Raw genomic sequence first — 16,010 nt, 5'->3', positions numbered from 1 at the left:
CATCACATCAATGTTGCATATGCTCCATGCCGTCCTTGCCGTCGCCCTTGCCGGCGCTCTTGTCTTCGACATACACCGACACTTCCAGCTTGCCCGCTTTTTCGAAAGTCAGCGTCAGCGGGACCTTGTCGCCGACTTTCAGCGGCTGGACAAGGCCGATCAGCATGATGTGATAGCCGTTGCCGGGTTGCATGGCGATTTTTTCGGACGGCTTGATGTCGATGCTGCCGACCTCGCGCATCTTCATCACATTGCCTTCCATGGACATGGTGTGGATTTCGGCGGATTTTGCGACCGGCGAGGCAACCGAAACCAGCTTGTCGCCGGTCTTGCCCTTGTTTTCGATGCTTAGGTAAGCGCCGCCGGAGGGCTGGCCGGGGACGGTGGGACGAGCCCAGGGGTGACCTACTTGCAGTTCGCCTGCTTTGTAATCATGGGCATACGCGGCGCCGATGAGAGCGACGCCAGCGATCAGGGCGATCAAATGACGGAGAGACATGGATATCCTTTGAGAAATAAAGTAAACGGACGGAGAGACAGGTTTGACGGAGTTTTCCGTCAAGCCGGCGGTGCTCGGGCCCAACTGTCTTCTCTTAGGAGGTAGGGATGTGCGGCGCGCTGGGGCGCCTGTGCGGTGAAATAAAGCAGCGCGGCGCGGAAATCGCCGCCATTGCCGAGGTTGCCTTCCTGAAATCCGAATGCGTACGATTGACTGCTGCAATAAATGCAGTGTGCATGTCCGGCCTGCCCCGAACCGGATCCCGGCATTTGCCAGGATGGCGCGCCTGAGCAAATGGCCATTGCCGAGGCGGGCGTCTTGGCCTCCGCCAGCGAAGCCAGCGGCAACAGGCTCGCGAACGCCAGGCAGGCGATGGCGATCCAGGCGGCGAGGGAACGGAAGACGGTCAGCATAGGGCGCAGATTATAGCAAGCGAGGGTTTCTTGCTTTGAATGCTCCTCGGCAATACGCGTGTGAAAGACCGCCCGATGTCGAAAATGCGGGGAAAATGCGAACGGATGTGCGGAAGTTCGCGCCGGATGAGAGTTTTTGACCCGGCAAGCGTCTCTGGAGCCCGGTTGCGGGCCGGATCCAAATTGTTTACGTAAATTGATTGTTGGCAGGGGCTAGGCTAGACTTAGCGTCTTTTTCGGGTTTTATCAAAAAATTTTGAGGAGACAGTCATGTCCAGCATGAAAAAATTGTCGTTGCGCGTCTTGGCCAAGGCATTGGTCGGCACCCTGGCATTGGCAGCAGCATGTTCTGCGCCGGCTCTGGCGGCGGACAAGGCTGTTCTGGTGACGGCCATCGTCGAGCATCCTGCACTGGACGCGGTGCGCGACGGCGTCAAGGACGAACTCAAGGATGAAGGTTTCGAGGCAGGCAAGAACCTCAAGTGGGAATACCAAAGCGCCCAGGGCAATACCGGCACTGCGGCCCAGATCGCCCGTAAATTCGTCGGCGACAAGCCGGACGTGATCGTTGCCATCGCCACGCCGTCGGCGCAGGCGCTGGTGTCCGCCACCAAGTCGATTCCCATCGTCTATTCGGGCGTGACCGATCCGGTCGCCGCACAACTGGTCAAGGACTGGAAGCCGTCCGGCACCAATGTCACCGGCGTGTCCGACCTGCTGGAACTGGAAAAACAGATCGACCTCATCAAGCGCGTCGTGCCTAACGTCAAGCGCGTCGGCATGGTCTACAACCCGGGCGAAGCCAACTCCGCCGTGGTCGTGAAAGCACTCAAGGAATTGCTCGGCAAGTCCGGCATCACGCTGGTCGAAGCCGCCGCGCCGCGCACCGTTGACGTCGGTTCGGCCGCCAAGAGCCTGATCGGCAAGGTCGACGTGATCTACACCAATACCGACAACAACGTGGTGTCCGCCTATGAATCGCTGGTCAAGGTCGGCAACGATGCCAAGATTCCGCTGGTGGCTTCCGACACCGACAGCGTCAAGCGCGGCGCGATCGCCGCCCTGGGCGTGAACTACTACGACCTCGGCCGCCAGACCGGCAAGATTGTCGCGCGCATCCTGAAAGGTGAAAAGCCGGGAGATATCGCGTCGGCCACCAGCAGCAAGCTGGAGTTATTCGTCAATACGACCGCCGCGCAAAAGCAGGGCGTGACCCTGTCGTCCGATCTGATCAAGTCGGCCAAGACGGTTATTAAATAATCAGAGGAAAAACAAGCGCCCGCCAAGAGGCGCTTTTTCATGCACAAACAATCATCCGAGGAGAGATATGTTCATATTGAATAAAACGTTGCGCACCGTGATCGGCGCGCTGACCCTGGCCGCGGTTTGCGCTGCGCCGGCATTGGCGGCGGACAAGAGCGTACTGGTGACATCCATCGTCGAGCATCCGGCATTGGATGCCGTGCGCGACGGCACCCGCGACGAACTGAAGGCCGAAGGCTTCGATGCCGGCAAGGGGTTCAAATGGGAGTTCCAGAGCGCCCAGGGCAATGCCGGCACCGCCGGCCAGATCGCCAAGAAATTCGTCGGCGACAATCCTGACGTGATCGTCGCCATCGGCACGCCGTCGGCGCAGCCGCTGGTGGCGTCGACCAAGACCATTCCCATCGTCTATTCGGCCATCGCCGATCCGATTGCAGCGCAATTGGTCAAGGACTGGGGCCCGTCCGGCACCAACGTGACCGGCCTGTCGCATATGCTCGATCCGGTCAAGCAAGTCGAGATCATCAAGAAAGTCGTTCCCAGCGCCAAGCGTGTCGGCATCGTTTACAATCCGGGCGAATCCAATTCCGTGTCGGCGCTCAACGCCATCAAGGCCGTGCTGGAAAAGCAGGGCATGACGCTGGTGGAGGCTGCCGCGCCGCGCTCGGTTGACGTGGCGCCGGCCGCCAAGAGCCTGATCGGCAAGATCGACGTGATGTACTCCACTACCGACAATGTTGTCGTGTCGACCTTCGAGTCGCTGGCCAAGGTCTGCAACGACGCGAAGATTCCGCTGATCGCCTCCGACACCGGCAGCGTCAAGCGCGGCGCCGTGGCTGCGCTGGGCGTGAATTTCTACGATCTGGGCCGTCAGACCGGTAAAATCGTGGCGCGCATCCTGAAGGGCGAAAAGCCGGGCGACATTCCATCGTCGACCAGCAAGAACCTGGAGCTGTACGTGAACACCGCCGCCGCGCAGAAGCAAGGCGTGACGCTGTCGCCGGAATTCATCAAGTCGGCAACCAAGGTCATCAACTGATCAGCCTTTGAGCGGTTGTCGATCAGCAGTATCCTGAAACATGGCATGTGCGGTTACCGACGGCGCATGCCATGATTTCCAGAAGACATTCGGCATTGACCGGCATGTTATTCGCATGCCCACCCGGGTCAATGCCGAATGTGTTTTTTAAGAAAGACCTTTTATGTCGCTGTATACGCTGCTGGGCGCGCTGGAAATCGGCCTGATTTTCAGCCTGGTTGCCCTCGGGGTGCTGATTTCGTTTCGCATCCTCACCTTCCCCGATCTGACCGTCGACGGCAGTTTTCCGCTCGGCGGCGCTGTTGCGGCGACGATGATCGCCGCCGGCTACAACCCCTTCCTGGCGACCGGCGTGGCCATCCTGGCCGGAGCGCTGGCCGGCTTCACCACCGCCTGGCTGAACGTGCGCCTGAAGATCATGGATCTGCTGGCCAGTATCCTGATGATGATCGCGCTGTATTCGATCAACCTGCGCGTGATGGGCAAGCCGAACGTGCCGCTGATCAATGAGCCGACGATTTTCAGCATTCTGCTGCCCGACTGGATGCCCGACTATGTCGAACGTCCATTGGTGTTGCTGGTGGTGGTGATCATTGCCAAGCTGTTGCTGGACTGGTTCTTTTCTTCAGAAATCGGCCTGGCCATGCGCGCCACCGGCGCCAACGCCCGCATGGCGCGCGCGCAGGGCATCGCCACCGGCCGCGCCACGCTGGCCGGCATGGCGTTGGCCAATGCGCTGGTCGCATTGGGCGGTGCGCTGTTTGCGCAGACCCAGGGCGGCGCCGATATCTCCATGGGTATCGGCACCATCGTGATCGGCCTGGCGGCCGTGATCATCGGCGAAAACATCCTGCCGGCGCGCCGCCTGGTGTGGACCACGCTGGCCGTGATCCTGGGCGCGATCCTGTACCGCTTCTTTATCGCGCTGGCGTTGAACAGCGATTTCATCGGCCTGCAGGCGCAAGATCTGAACCTGGTCACCGCCGTGCTGGTGATGCTGGCCCTGGTGCTGCCGATGGGCAAGCGCAAGCTGAAGCTGCTGACGAGAGGAGCCTGAGATGTTGAAGGCTACCGATCTGCACATCACATTCAACGCCGGCACCCCGATCGAAAACCGCGCATTGCGCGGCCTCGACCTTGAAATCCCGACCGGCCAGTTCGTTGCCGTGATCGGTTCCAACGGCGCCGGCAAGTCGACTTTCCTTAATGCGATTTCCGGCGACCTGCTGGTCGACGAAGGCAAGATCGAGATCGACGGCGTCGATGTCACCAAAAAACAAGCCTGGGATCGCGCCGGCATGGTGGCACGCGTGTTCCAGGACCCGATGGCGGGCACCTGCGAAGCGTTGACCATCGAAGAAAACATGGCGCTGGCGATGGCGCGCGGCAAGCGTCGTGGCTTCGGTTTCGCCATCAAGCGCAACATGCGCGAGCTGTTCCGTGAGAAGCTTGCCATCCTGAATCTCGGCCTCGAAAAGCGCCTGACCGACCGCATCGGCCTGTTGTCCGGCGGCCAGCGGCAAGCCGTCAGCCTGCTGATGGCGTCGCTGCAACCGTCGCGCATCCTGCTGCTGGATGAGCACACCGCCGCGCTGGACCCGAAAACCGCGGCCTTCGTGCTGGAACTGACCGCCAAGATCGTCGCCGAAAGCAAGCTGACCACCATGATGGTGACGCACAGCATGCGCCAGGCGCTTGATTACGGCGACCGCACCGTGATGCTGCATCAGGGCAAGGTGGTGCTGGATGTCTCCGGAGAGGAACGCGCCGGGCTGGATGTGCCGGACCTGCTGAAGATGTTCGAGCGCACGCGCGGCGAAGTCTTGTCCGATGACGCTTTGCTGCTGGGATAAAGCAGTCGTTCTAGGAAAGTGAAGAAGGCCGCGATGGCGGTAATGTCGTTCAATGAAGCCTATTTTCCCGGCCGTCGTCCCGGCGCACGCCGGGACCCAGTGTCGTGAAAACGTCCGATACGACACTGGGTCCTGACTTTCGTCAGGACGACGGTCGTGATGAACTAATGCGGCAAGGAGCTTTTTACACTTGAAACTGAACGGCATTACCGCCATCGCGGCCTTCTTCAATGCGGCTCCAACGCTCAGCTTCCACCCGCAAAACCGTTCTGCCGCCAGGCTTCGTACACCACTACCGCTACCGTATTGGACAGGTTGAGGCTGCGGTTGTCGGGGCGCATCGGCAGGCGGATGCGTTGCGCGACCGGGAAGGACTCGCGCAATGCGCGCGCAAGTCCCCGGGTTTCGGCGCCGAACACGAACACGTCGCCGGGCCGGAACACCACACTCGCAAACGGCGTCGAGCCGTGCGTGGTGAGCGCGAACATGCGCGTGGCATCGAAGCCGGGATCGGCGCGGCGCTTTTCCATGAAGGCATCCCAATGGGGATGGACCTGCATGGTCGCGTAGTCGTGATAATCCAGACCGGCGCGCCGCATCTTGGCATCGTCGAGCGGGAAGCCGAGCGGTTCGATCAGGTGCAATTGCGCGCCGGTGTTGGCACACAGGCGAATGATGTTGCCGGTGTTCGGTGGGATTTCCGGCTCGACCAGGACGACGTGAAACAAGTGATTCTCCTTGATGGGCGCTGATTTACTTTGCGACGGTGCGGGCAAACACGATATTGGTGACGCGCCGCGCGCCGAAACGCTTGAGGGTCTCGGCAATTTCATTGAGGGTTTCCCCGGTGGTGATGACGTCATCGACGACACCGATGTGCGCGCCGCGTACGTGATTCATCGTCCCGGTCGGCACGACGAAGGCGCGGCGCATATTGCGCTTGCGTTCGTCATTGGGCAGCGTGGCTTGCGCCTGCGTGTCGCGCAGCCGCACCAGCAGTTGCGGATCGAGCCGGACACCCAGACTGCGCGCCAGCGGCCGCGCGATTTCGAGCGACTGGTTGAAGCCGCGCTCTCGCAGGCGCCTGACGCCCAATGGCACGGCCGTCATCAGCGTCGGCAACGGCAGGCCGCGTTCCGTGTAGTGCTGCACCGAGGCGTGCAGCATGTCCGCCAGCAGCGGCGCCAGCGGCAGCGTGGCGCCGAACTTCAGCGCCAGCACCAGTTGGTCGGCCGGCGCGGCATAATCGGTCGCCACCACGGTGGCGTCGAACGCGGGTTTGTTCTTGAGGCAGTCGCCGCAGCGGATTTCCTTGGCGGTGGTCGGAATCGGCATGGCGCACTGCACGCAACGGCGCGGCCGGACCATAAAATAGCGCTGGCGGCAGGGTTGGCACAACGCTTCACGATCAGTCTGCCCGCACAATACGCAGGAAGACGGCAGCAAGTGCCGCATTGGCTGCATTGGCAACAAACGGCGGGTGATTGTCAGCAGGCGCGAGAGCATGGACAGGATGGTTGGGTGGTTGCAGTCGGATTTCAGTCCGATTCGGCGTCTCCGCGGGGGCGGCATCGTACCCGAAAGAAGGAATTGGACTAAACTAACGCCGATTATCTCATCTTGTCCGTCCGATTTTTCCATGTCTTTGTCTCCGCCCAACGCCAGCGCCAAATTGAGCGCGCCGATCGATCTGCCTCTAGTGCGCCGCCTGTTTTCCGCTCCGGCGCGCGTGGCGGAATCGGATTTCCTGCGCCGCGAGGTGTCGGCGCGCATGCTGGAGCGTCTGCTGCTGATCAAGATCACGCCGCAGCGAGTGCTGGATGCGGGTTGCGGCGAGGGTGCCGATATCGCCGCCTTGCAGAAGCGTTTCATTGATGCCCAGATCGTCGGTCTCGACGGCGCCTTCAACATGGTGGCGCTAGCCCGGGAGCGTCAACTGGCGGCGCAGTCCGCCGTCAATCGCCTGCTGACCAGATGGCTGCCGACTGCCAGCGCGGCCGGCACCGGCAGCCTGGCCTGCGCCGACTTTGCGCAACTGCCGTTTGCCGCCAATGCGCTCGACATGGTCTGGTCCAATCTGGCGCTGCACTGGCATCCGCAGCCGGACCGGGTTTTCGCCGAATGGCGTCGGGTCTTGCGGGTCGAGGGCTTGCTGATGTTTTCCTGTTTGGGCCCGGACACTTTCAAGGAATTGCGGACGGCCTTCGAGACCGTGGACGCCGCGCCGCACAGCCTGCCGTTTGTCGACATGCACGATTTCGGCGACATGCTGGTCAATGCCGGCTTTTCGACACCGGTCATGGACATGGAAGCGATCACTGTCACGTATGACACGCCGCAACGCCTGCTGGCCGACCTGCGCGCCTGGGGCGGCAATCCGCTGGAAAGCCGGCGACGCGGCTTGCTCGGTCGCGCCGCGCACCAGCGCCTGCTGTTGGCGCTTGACCGGCAGCGCGGGCCGGACGGCAAGATACCGCTGAGCTTCGAGGTGATATATGGTCACGCTTTCCGGCCGGTGCCCAAGACCACGGCCAGCGGCGAGTCGATTATCCGCTTCGACTTGCCCAGGAAGTAGCCGGACAGTCAACCGGAAAAGCCGCCGATGAATGCCGCGAAGCCGAGATGGAGCGCTATCGCAGCAGGCGCCGAGATGGGTTTTGAAGGGGGTGGCGGTACGGTTTCGGAGGCTGGAAAGGCGTTGTGTCAAGAGCGAAAAAGCGACTTTATTCCGCTTGATAACATTTACGGTTACCCCTTATACTCCGAGGGTTTTAGCTTGTACGGACGTGCTCAACCTACTGGTTCAGGGGGCGTATCGTGGTAAAGCGGGAGTGGATGTTGAAGCGCAACTGTTCGATTGCGCCGCACCAATTGGGGCAGGTTTTCGCGATCCTATGCGCGGTTTCGCTGACAGTAGCGTTTGTTTTCACTTTGCGTGGAGCCTGGTACATACTGGTTTTTTCCGTACTTGAGTTGTCCGCGGTCGGTTTTGCTTTTCTGATTTATGCACGTCATGCGACTGATCGCGAATATATCGCGGTGGTTGATGATTGTGTGCTGGTCGAATTCGTGTACGCAGGGAAAACGAGTCGTTACAGGCTCGATCTGCATCATGCGCGAGTCGATCCGGCAAGGTCCCACCACGCTGGCAAGCTGGTGAGGCTGGAGTCCTCTGGAATACGAGTCGATGTAGGTCGGCACCTGACGGAATGGAAGAGACGCGAATTCGCACTGGAGCTGGAGCGTGAGTTATCAGCAAGCAGTAGCGTCAGGTAGCCGGCACAATTCTTATAATTATTTTGGGCTTTTGAGGAAATCATGATAATTGCGAAGCGCCTTCATTCTTTGCTACTTGGTGCATCGCTCCTGGCGGCTTCCGTGCCGTCATGGGCAGTGGTCGATAGTCAGGGCGGTCCAGCCGTATTGCAGACCAATTTCCAGCCGCCGGTAACGCAGATCGCCGAACAGATTTATGACCTGCATCATCTGATGCTGGTCATCTGCCTGGTGATTTTCCTTGCCGTGTTCGGCGTCATGTTCTACTCCATCCTCAAGCATCGAAAATCCCTCGGCCACAAATCGGCCAGTTTCCACGAAAGCACCACCGTCGAAATAGCCTGGACCATCGTCCCGTTCCTGATCGTGATCGGCATGGCGCTGCCGGCCACCAAGACCGTGGTGGCGATGAAAGACACGTCCAACGCCGACCTCACCATCAAGGTCACCGGCATGCAATGGAAGTGGGGCTACGATTACCTCAAGGGCGAAGGCGAAGGCATTTCCTTCCTGTCCAACCTGGCTACGCCGCGCGAACAGATCACCGACTCTTCGCTGAAGAAGAACGACAACTATCTGATCGAAGTCGACAATCCGGTCGTCGTGCCGGTCAACAAGAAGGTGCGCATCGTCACCACCGCCAATGACGTGATCCACTCGTGGACCGTCCCGGCCTTCGGCGTGAAGCAGGATGCGATTCCCGGTTTCGTGCGCGATACCTGGTTCAAGGCCGAGAAAATCGGCACCTACCGCGGCCAGTGTGTTGAACTGTGCGGCAAGGACCATGCCTTCATGCCGATCGTCGTCAACGTCGTCAGCGAAGCCGACTACAAGACCTGGGTCGACGGCAAGAAGAAGGAAATGGCCGCCAAGGCCGACGATCCGACCAAGGTCTGGACCATCGACGAACTCAAGCAGCGCGGCGAAAAAGTCTACACATCCAATTGCGTGGTCTGCCATCAGGCCAACGGCAAGGGTGTTCCCGGCGCGTTTCCTGCGCTCGACGGCAGCCTGGTCGTGAACGGTCCGAAGGCGGTCCAGATCACCACCGTGTTGAACGGCAAGAACGCCATGCCGGCGTGGAAGTCGGTGCTCAACGACACCGAAATCGCTGCCGTGATCACCTACACGCGCAATAACTGGTCCAATAAAGCACAAGAAAATATCGTTCAACCGGCCGAGGTACTGGCTGCGCGCAAGTAACTGAACTGAGTGAGAACCTGAGCGCTTACTACGCGCACATGTATCGAATTGGGAGACTGAAATGAGCACAACTGTAGTCGATCACGGACACGATCACTCGCACGCGCATGAGCATGGCGCACATGGCCACGACGATCACGCGCATCACGATCATCCGCACGGCTGGCGCCGCTGGATCTTCGCCACCAACCACAAGGACATCGGCACGCTGTACCTGTGGTTCTCGTTCACCATGCTGCTGTCGGGCGGCGTGCTGGCGCTGCTGATCCGGGCCGAATTGTTCCAGCCCGGCCTGCAATTCTTCCGCCCTGAATTCTTCAATCAACTGACCACGATGCACGGTCTGGTGATGGTGTTCGGCGCGATCATGCCGGCTTTCGTCGGCTTCGCCAACTGGATGATCCCGCTGCAGATCGGAGCCTCCGACATGGCGTTCGCGCGCATGAACAACTTCTCGTTCTGGCTGCTGCCGCCCGCCGCGCTGCTGCTGGCGACCTCCTTCCTGGTGCCGGGCGGCGCGACCGCCGCCGGCTGGACCCTGTATGCGCCGCTGTCGACGCAAATGGGTCCGGGCATGGACATGGCCATCTTCGCGGTGCACATCATGGGCGCCTCGTCGATCATGGGGTCGATCAACATCATCGTCACCATCCTCAACATGCGCGCTCCCGGCATGACGCTGATGAAGATGCCGATGTTCTGCTGGACCTGGCTGATCACCGCCTACCTGCTGATCGCAGTGATGCCGGTGTTGGCAGGCGCGATCACCATGACGCTGACCGACCGCCACTTCGGCACCTCGTTCTTCAACGCCGCCGGCGGCGGCGATCCGGTGATGTACCAGCACATCTTCTGGTTCTTCGGTCACCCCGAGGTCTACATCATGATCTTGCCGGCCTTCGGCATCGTGTCGCAGATCATCCCGGCCTTCGCCCGCAAGCAATTGTTCGGTTACGCCTCGATGGTGTATGCGACCGCGTCGATCGCGATCCTGTCCTTCATCGTCTGGGCCCATCACATGTTCACTACCGGCATGCCGGTGACTGCGCAGTTGTTCTTCATGTACGCGACGATGCTGATCGCGGTGCCGACCGGCGTGAAGATATTCAACTGGATTGCCACCATGTGGCGCGGTTCGATGACCTTTGAAACGCCGATGCTGTTCTCGGTCGGTTTCATCTTCGTGTTCACCATGGGCGGTTTCACCGGCCTGATCCTGGCGGTTACGCCGATCGATATCCAGATGCAGGACACCTACTACGTGGTGGCGCACTTCCACTACGTGCTGGTGGCCGGTTCGCTGTTCGCGCTGTTCGCCGGCTTCTACTACTGGGGTCCGAAGTGGACCGGTTTCATGTACAACGAAACCCGCGGCAAGATCCACTTCTGGAATTCGCTGATCTGGTTCAACGTGACGTTCTTCCCGATGCACTTCCTGGGCCTGGCCGGCATGCCGCGCCGCTATGCCGATTATCCGGCGCAGTTCACCGACTTCAACATGGTGGCCTCGATCGGCGCGCTCGGCTTCGGCCTTTCCCAGGTGTACTTCCTGTTCTTCGTGGTGATTCCGTCGATCAAGGGCGGCGTGAAAGCCGCGGACAAGCCATGGGAAGGCGCTGAAGGTCTGGAGTGGACCGTGCCGAGCCCGGCGCCTTTCCATACATTCGAAGTGCCACCGACAGTTAAATAAAGGGAGCGGCAGGCTGGTCCTGCCCACTCTGTATGACAGATCGTAAAAAGCCGAATAATCTGCGCACGGGTTTGCTGCTGGGGCTGGTGGCGTTGGCATTCTTCGTCGGCATCTTCGTCAATCGCATCTGGTTCCGCTGATGACAGATACCGACAAGAAAGCGTTATCGCCGGAACGCAGGCTGAACCGGCAGATGCTGGGCAAGCTGTTGGTCATTGCCGTGCTGATGTTTGGCTTCGGTTATGCGCTGATTCCGGTGTACAAGAAGATTTGCGAAGTCACGGGCGTCAATTTCCTGACGCCCAAGGATGCGACGGTCGAAGCGCCGACGAACACGCAGATCGACAAGAGCCGCACCGTGACGATCGAGTTCGACGGCAATGCGCAGGGGCCGTGGCGCTTCCGTCCGACGGTGGCCAGCATGAAGGTGCATCCGGGCGAGATGACGCAGGTGTTGTACGAAGTGGTCAACACCCAGGCGCGCAGCGTCGATGCGCAGGCCATACCGAGTTACGCGCCGCAGCAGTCGGCGGCGTTCTTCAAGAAGGTGGAGTGTTTCTGTTTTACGCAGCAGACCCTGGGGCCGAACGAGGCCAAGCAGATGCCGGTGGTGTTCTACATCGATCCGGCACTGCCGAAGGATGTGACGACGATTACGCTGTCTTATACGTTCTTTGAGATTGGCGGGCAAGTGAAGAAGGCGAGTTGAGAGGTGGCGCATGGATGACTTGAAAAATGCAACTCAGCGCAAGGCATCCTTTGCGGCGACGATGAAGGCGGTGTTCTGGTCGTTCTTCGGCGTGCGCAAGCGCAGCGATTACGAAAGCGACGCCGCCAAGCTGAATCCGCTGCATGTCGTGATCGCCGGCATTATCGGCGCAGCGATTTTTGTAACGGCATTGGTGCTGATAGTGAAAATGGTGGTTGCTCAGTGACTACGCAATGAAGGCGGTCGCGAGCAAGGCCGAACGAATGTGGCAGTACCGGTTTGAAGCAGTCATTTATAAAAGATCCGAATTTTGTATTGGGAGATGGAGATGAGTTCTCAACACGCTAAAGCGCCGTACTATTTCGTACCGGGTCCCTCGCAGTGGCCGGTGCTGGCGGGCATATCGATGCTGGTCACCATGGCCGGCGCGTCGGCCTGGGTCAATGGTCACAGTTGGGGCGCAGTCCTCAATATCGTCGGCATCCTGTCGGTGCTGGTGGTGCTGTACAAGTGGTTCGGCCAGGCCATCGGCGAATCCGAATCCGGCCAGTACAGCGAGCGTATCGATGCCTCCTTCCGCTGGAGCATGAGCTGGTTCATCTTCTCCGAAGTGATGTTCTTCGCCGCCTTCTTCGGCGCGCTGTTTTATGCACGCAGCATCACCATGCCGTGGCTGGCCGATCTCGACCACAAGATTTTGTGGCCCGACTTCGCGGCGCACTGGGGCAACGTCGGTCCCGCCGGCACGATCGAGTCGTTCCAGACCATGGGCCCGTTCCCGATCCCGACCATCAACACGGCCTTGCTGCTGACGTCGGGCGTGACGCTGACGATCTCCCACCACGCGCTGCGCGCCGGTCACCGTGCGCAAACTGCAATCTGGCTGTTTGCCACGATCCTGCTCGGTGCGATCTTCATGGGTTTCCAGGCTTACGAATACCACCACGCCTATACCGAGCTGAATCTGAAGCTGACGTCAGGCGTCTACGGTTCGACTTTCTTCATGCTGACCGGTTTCCATGGCTTTCACGTGACGATGGGCGCGATCATGTTGTCGGTGGTGCTGTACCGCGTGCTGCGCGGTCATTTCACGCCGGAACACCACTTCGCTTTCGAAGGCGCGGCCTGGTATTGGCACTTTGTGGACGTGGTTTGGCTCGGCCTGTACGTTGTGGTCTACTGGCTGTAACGCGGATCCGCTTTGCGCACAAAAAAGCCGCACTTCGGTGCGGCTTTTTTACGGTCGAAAACCAGCTTCAAGAAATCCGGAAAACGTGTAAGCTGTGCCCGCTTGCCGTGTCGAACCAGCCGCCTTGCCGGCAGCGGTTCAGCGAATGCCGGTCGGCTGTATCCAGCCCAGCCGGTAGGCGATCAGCAGCAGGATGAACAGCAGCACCGAAAATCCCACGCGCATCGTCAGCGCATACACCGTACGGTTGCTTTTGCCCTTGTCGCGCATCAGGAACAGCAGCGCCGATGCAAGGCTACCGATGATGAGCAAGAAAGCGACGGCGACGATGATTTTCATGGCGTGTGCAGGTAAGGGGGGGGCAGGAAGCGGCAGGATGCCGGACGGCCCGTGGCGCAAGACCAAGCGCATTGAGTAAAGCGACATTGTAATGCCAATCAGATTCCGTATTCGATGGATTCCCCTGGTCGCCACGGTGATCGTGGCCGCGCTCGGGGTGTCGCTGGGACAGTGGCAGACCCGGCGTGGGGATGAGAAGGAAGCGATCCAGGCGAAGATGCAGGCGCGCCAGGCGGCGCCTGTCATCGCCCTGACCGGCGCGGCGCAGGTCGATATTGCGCAGGCCGAGTTCCGCCACGTGAAGATACGGGGTGAGTTCGTGCAGAACTGGGCGACTTACCTGGAAAACCGTCCGTATAACGGCGTGCCCGGTTTCTATGTGCTGATGCCGTTTAAAATAGCCGGCGCGGAACCGGCGTCTGCGGTACTGGTCGAGCGCGGCTGGGCGCCGCGCGACGCGAACGACCGCACGCGTTTGCCGTCTGTGCAGACGGCGGCGGGTGAGGTCGAGATCGAAGGCGTGATCCGCAGCGACGCCGGGCATTTGCTGCAACTCGGGGCCGCTGAAGCGCTGCGTCCCGGTGCGATCATGCAGAACCTCGACATCGCCGCATACGCCCGCGCCAGCGGCTTGCAACTCGCGCCGTTCGTGATCGAGCAGTCCAGCGCCATGAAGGACGGACTGGTGCGCGACTGGCCCGCGCCGTCGCTGGGCATCGAGCGTCATCGCGGTTATGCCGTGCAGTGGTATGCATTGGCCTTGATGGCCGTCATTTTTTTCGTCGTCACAGGATTCCGAAGTGGAAAAAAGTAAAGAGCAAGGACAGCCAGACCCGCAACGCAAGCGCGGCCGATGGAAGCTGTTGCTGGTGGTTGCGGTCTGCGCCGCGCCGTTGATCGCTTCGTATCTCACCTATTACGTGATCAAGCCGGAGAGCCGTACCAACTACGGCACGCTGATTGACCCGCGCCAATATCCGATCCCACCGCTGGGCACTGCCGGACTCGACGGCAAGCCGGCCGGGCTGGAGGATTACAAAGGTAAATGGGTGATGCTGCAAATCGCTGGCGGCGATTGCGACGACGCCTGCAAGGCGCGCCTGTTCGCCATGCGTCAGTTGCGCCTGATGCAGGGCAAGGAAATGGACCGCATCGAGCGCGTCTGGCTGATCACCGACGCCAAACCGCTCGACACAATGCTCATGCGCGAATACGACGGCACCGACATGCTGCGTGTCGATCCGGCGCTGCTCAAGGCCTGGCTGCCGACCGACGCCGGCACGACGGCGGAAGACCATATCTACATGATCGATCCGCTCGGCAACCTGATGATGCGTTTCCCCAAGGATGCCGATCCCAACAAGGTCAAGAAAGACATCGGCAAACTGTTGCGCGCGTCGGCGATCGGGTGAGGTAGCTTATGCTAATTCAACTTGCCCTCGCGGCTTTGCTGATTGCGTCAATACCGCTCGCGCTGATTCTGGTCGTTTCCAATGACCCCAATAAATATCGCAAGCTGGTCTGGGTCACGTTGTTCCTGACCTTCGACCTGATTATGTTCGGCGCCTTCACGCGACTGACTGATTCCGGTCTGGGCTGTCCTGACTGGCCGGGCTGCTACGGCCATTCCAATCCCTTGCTGGCGCATGAACACATCAGCGCTGCGCAGGAAGCCATGCCGACCGGACCCGTGACGGTCGCAAAGGCCTGGATCGAAATGACCCACCGGTACGTAGCGATGGCGGTTGGCGTGCTGATCATTTCGCTCATGGCGATTGCCTGGTGGCGCTGGATCAAGTCACGCCATGTGGAGATCAAGTTCCGGCCGTGGTTTCCGACCATGCTGTTCCTGTTCGTCTGCCTGCAAGGCGCATTTGGCGCCTGGACGGTGACGATGAAACTGCAGCCGGTCATCGTCACCATCCACTTGCTGCTCGGTCTGACCTTGCTGGCGATGTTGACCTGGCTGGGCGCGCGCCAGAACGAGCATACGCCGGTCGCGGCCGGCGGGCGGGCGCTGGCGTTTCCGGCTTTGGCCGGCTTGCTGCTGTTGGTCTTGCAGATCGCGCTGGGCGGCTGGGTCAGCACCAATTACGCGGCGCTGGCCTGCGGCGACTTTCCCTTGTGCCACGGCGCGATGATTCCGCCGATGGATTTTGAAAACGGCTTCACGTTGTGGCGTCACCTTGGCAAGACCGCCGACAATGAATACCTGCCATTCCCGGCCCTGACCGCGATCCACTGGCTGCATCGCACCTTCGCTTTCGTCGTGATCTCCTACGTTGCCTGGCTGGCGCACAAGGCGCTCAAGGACTCCGGCTTGCGCAAGACCGGATGCTGGCTGCTGATCGTGATCGCCTTGCAACTGGTTACCGGCTTGTCGACCATCTACCTGAACTGGCCCCTGGCGATTGCCGTCATGCACAACGGCGGTGCGGCGCTGCTGCTGGTTTTGCTGGTCATGTTAAACTACAAAACTCGATTGGCTCCCGCCGCGGTTGCGGTTGCCGCTGCAGCGTATGCCCCGCTTTCATGAC

At 60.3% G+C, this 16,010-nt stretch carries 20 protein-coding genes; 15 read left to right on the top strand and 5 right to left on the bottom strand.

The annotated features are described in order from the left end of the window. Window positions 1-7: 7 nt before the first annotated feature. Together RV1423_RS14775 and RV1423_RS14770 are read right to left on the bottom strand one after the other, a co-directional pair. Window positions 8-499 carry a copper chaperone PCu(A)C gene (locus tag RV1423_RS14775; protein WP_034297960.1) on the bottom strand — a complete coding sequence of 164 codons (492 nt, stop codon included), beginning with the start codon at window positions 497-499 and terminating at the stop codon, window positions 8-10. Between the two features lie 59 nt (window positions 500-558). Further along, entirely contained in the window at window positions 559-912 is a 354-nt protein-coding gene (locus tag RV1423_RS14770) for a hypothetical protein (protein WP_034297957.1), read from the bottom strand. Window positions 913-1,182: 270 nt separating this feature from the next. On the opposite strand from RV1423_RS14770, the gene RV1423_RS14765 reads away from it, so the two are divergent. The 4 genes from RV1423_RS14765 to RV1423_RS14750 all read left to right on the top strand — a co-directional run bounded on the left by RV1423_RS14765 (window position 1,183) and on the right by RV1423_RS14750 (window position 5,067). Next, window positions 1,183-2,172: an ABC transporter substrate-binding protein gene (locus tag RV1423_RS14765; RefSeq protein ID WP_034297955.1), complete on the top strand. Its 990-nt coding sequence runs from the start codon at window positions 1,183-1,185 to the stop codon at window positions 2,170-2,172. A gap of 67 nt (window positions 2,173-2,239) precedes the next feature. After that, on the top strand, window positions 2,240-3,214 hold the full coding sequence (locus tag RV1423_RS14760) for an ABC transporter substrate-binding protein (RefSeq protein WP_034297953.1): 975 nt from the start codon (window positions 2,240-2,242) through the stop codon (window positions 3,212-3,214). Window positions 3,215-3,377: 163 nt separating this feature from the next. After that, window positions 3,378-4,271 carry an ABC transporter permease gene (locus tag RV1423_RS14755; RefSeq protein WP_034297952.1) on the top strand — a complete coding sequence of 298 codons (894 nt, stop codon included), beginning with the start codon at window positions 3,378-3,380 and terminating at the stop codon, window positions 4,269-4,271. Between the two features lies 1 nt (window position 4,272). Then, window positions 4,273-5,067 (top strand): ABC transporter ATP-binding protein, encoded by a 795-nt coding sequence (locus RV1423_RS14750; protein WP_034297949.1) that lies wholly within the window; start codon window positions 4,273-4,275, stop codon window positions 5,065-5,067. 245 nt (window positions 5,068-5,312) lie between these two features. Here the strand turns inward: RV1423_RS14750 and trmL are convergent, their stop codons facing one another. Both trmL and RV1423_RS14740 read right to left on the bottom strand, forming a co-directional pair. Beyond that, entirely contained in the window at window positions 5,313-5,795 is a 483-nt protein-coding gene (gene trmL, locus RV1423_RS14745; RefSeq protein WP_034297946.1) for a tRNA (uridine(34)/cytosine(34)/5-carboxymethylaminomethyluridine(34)-2'-O)-methyltransferase TrmL, read from the bottom strand. Window positions 5,796-5,820: 25 nt separating this feature from the next. Next, window positions 5,821-6,522, bottom strand: a complete 702-nt coding sequence (locus RV1423_RS14740) for a double zinc ribbon domain-containing protein (protein WP_306409589.1) — start codon at window positions 6,520-6,522, stop codon at window positions 5,821-5,823. 184 nt (window positions 6,523-6,706) lie between these two features. On the opposite strand from RV1423_RS14740, the gene RV1423_RS14735 reads away from it, so the two are divergent. The 8 genes from RV1423_RS14735 (at window position 6,707) to RV1423_RS14700 (ending at window position 13,134) form a co-directional block, all read left to right on the top strand. Continuing rightward, window positions 6,707-7,642 carry a methyltransferase domain-containing protein gene (locus RV1423_RS14735; protein ID WP_034297941.1) on the top strand — a complete coding sequence of 312 codons (936 nt, stop codon included), beginning with the start codon at window positions 6,707-6,709 and terminating at the stop codon, window positions 7,640-7,642. A gap of 242 nt (window positions 7,643-7,884) precedes the next feature. After that, on the top strand, window positions 7,885-8,343 hold the full coding sequence (locus RV1423_RS14725; RefSeq protein WP_155835111.1) for a DUF2244 domain-containing protein: 459 nt from the start codon (window positions 7,885-7,887) through the stop codon (window positions 8,341-8,343). A 42-nt stretch (window positions 8,344-8,385) separates the two neighbouring features. After that, window positions 8,386-9,546: a cytochrome c oxidase subunit II gene (gene coxB / locus RV1423_RS14720; protein WP_034297934.1), complete on the top strand. Its 1,161-nt coding sequence runs from the start codon at window positions 8,386-8,388 to the stop codon at window positions 9,544-9,546. A gap of 61 nt (window positions 9,547-9,607) precedes the next feature. Next, window positions 9,608-11,236 carry a cytochrome c oxidase subunit I gene (ctaD, locus tag RV1423_RS14715; RefSeq protein WP_034297931.1) on the top strand — a complete coding sequence of 543 codons (1,629 nt, stop codon included), beginning with the start codon at window positions 9,608-9,610 and terminating at the stop codon, window positions 11,234-11,236. A 32-nt stretch (window positions 11,237-11,268) separates the two neighbouring features. Next, window positions 11,269-11,376, top strand: coding sequence for a cytochrome oxidase small assembly protein (locus RV1423_RS30650; RefSeq protein ID WP_231502292.1), 108 nt, complete (start codon window positions 11,269-11,271; stop codon window positions 11,374-11,376). Further along, window positions 11,376-11,945, top strand: a complete 570-nt coding sequence (locus RV1423_RS14710) for a cytochrome c oxidase assembly protein (protein ID WP_034297930.1) — start codon at window positions 11,376-11,378, stop codon at window positions 11,943-11,945. The genes RV1423_RS30650 and RV1423_RS14710 overlap by 1 nt, the downstream gene beginning before the upstream one ends. 10 nt (window positions 11,946-11,955) lie before the next feature. Beyond that, window positions 11,956-12,171: a DUF2970 domain-containing protein gene (locus RV1423_RS14705; RefSeq protein ID WP_034297928.1), complete on the top strand. Its 216-nt coding sequence runs from the start codon at window positions 11,956-11,958 to the stop codon at window positions 12,169-12,171. 102 nt (window positions 12,172-12,273) lie between these two features. Further along, window positions 12,274-13,134, top strand: coding sequence for a cytochrome c oxidase subunit 3 (locus RV1423_RS14700; RefSeq protein ID WP_034298091.1), 861 nt, complete (start codon window positions 12,274-12,276; stop codon window positions 13,132-13,134). Window positions 13,135-13,272: 138 nt separating this feature from the next. Here RV1423_RS14700 and RV1423_RS14695 read toward each other — a convergent pair whose 3' ends face one another. Then, window positions 13,273-13,473: a twin transmembrane helix small protein gene (locus RV1423_RS14695; RefSeq protein ID WP_034297926.1), complete on the bottom strand. Its 201-nt coding sequence runs from the start codon at window positions 13,471-13,473 to the stop codon at window positions 13,273-13,275. 91 nt (window positions 13,474-13,564) lie between these two features. Between RV1423_RS14695 and RV1423_RS14690 the strand changes: the two genes are divergently transcribed. Genes RV1423_RS14690 through RV1423_RS14680 form a run of 3 tightly spaced genes read left to right on the top strand, consistent with a single transcriptional unit; the run spans window position 13,565 to window position 16,009 of the window. Beyond that, window positions 13,565-14,287, top strand: a complete 723-nt coding sequence (locus RV1423_RS14690) for an SURF1 family protein (RefSeq protein ID WP_034297924.1) — start codon at window positions 13,565-13,567, stop codon at window positions 14,285-14,287. Further along, window positions 14,274-14,885, top strand: a complete 612-nt coding sequence (locus RV1423_RS14685) for a cytochrome c oxidase subunit I (protein ID WP_034297921.1) — start codon at window positions 14,274-14,276, stop codon at window positions 14,883-14,885. Before RV1423_RS14690 ends, RV1423_RS14685 begins: the two co-directional genes overlap by 14 nt. A gap of 8 nt (window positions 14,886-14,893) precedes the next feature. Then, a complete protein-coding gene (locus RV1423_RS14680) occupies window positions 14,894-16,009 on the top strand; it encodes a heme A synthase (RefSeq protein WP_034297918.1) in 1,116 nt (371 codons plus the stop codon). The last annotated feature ends 1 nt before the right edge of the window (window position 16,010 follow it).

The sequence above is a fragment of the Herbaspirillum sp. RV1423 genome, assembly GCF_000577615.1.
Lineage (GTDB): Bacteria > Pseudomonadota > Gammaproteobacteria > Burkholderiales > Burkholderiaceae_D > Herbaspirillum.
The sequence above is the reverse complement of the archived record's forward strand: the minus strand, read 5'-3'. Positions and strand labels throughout refer to the sequence as shown.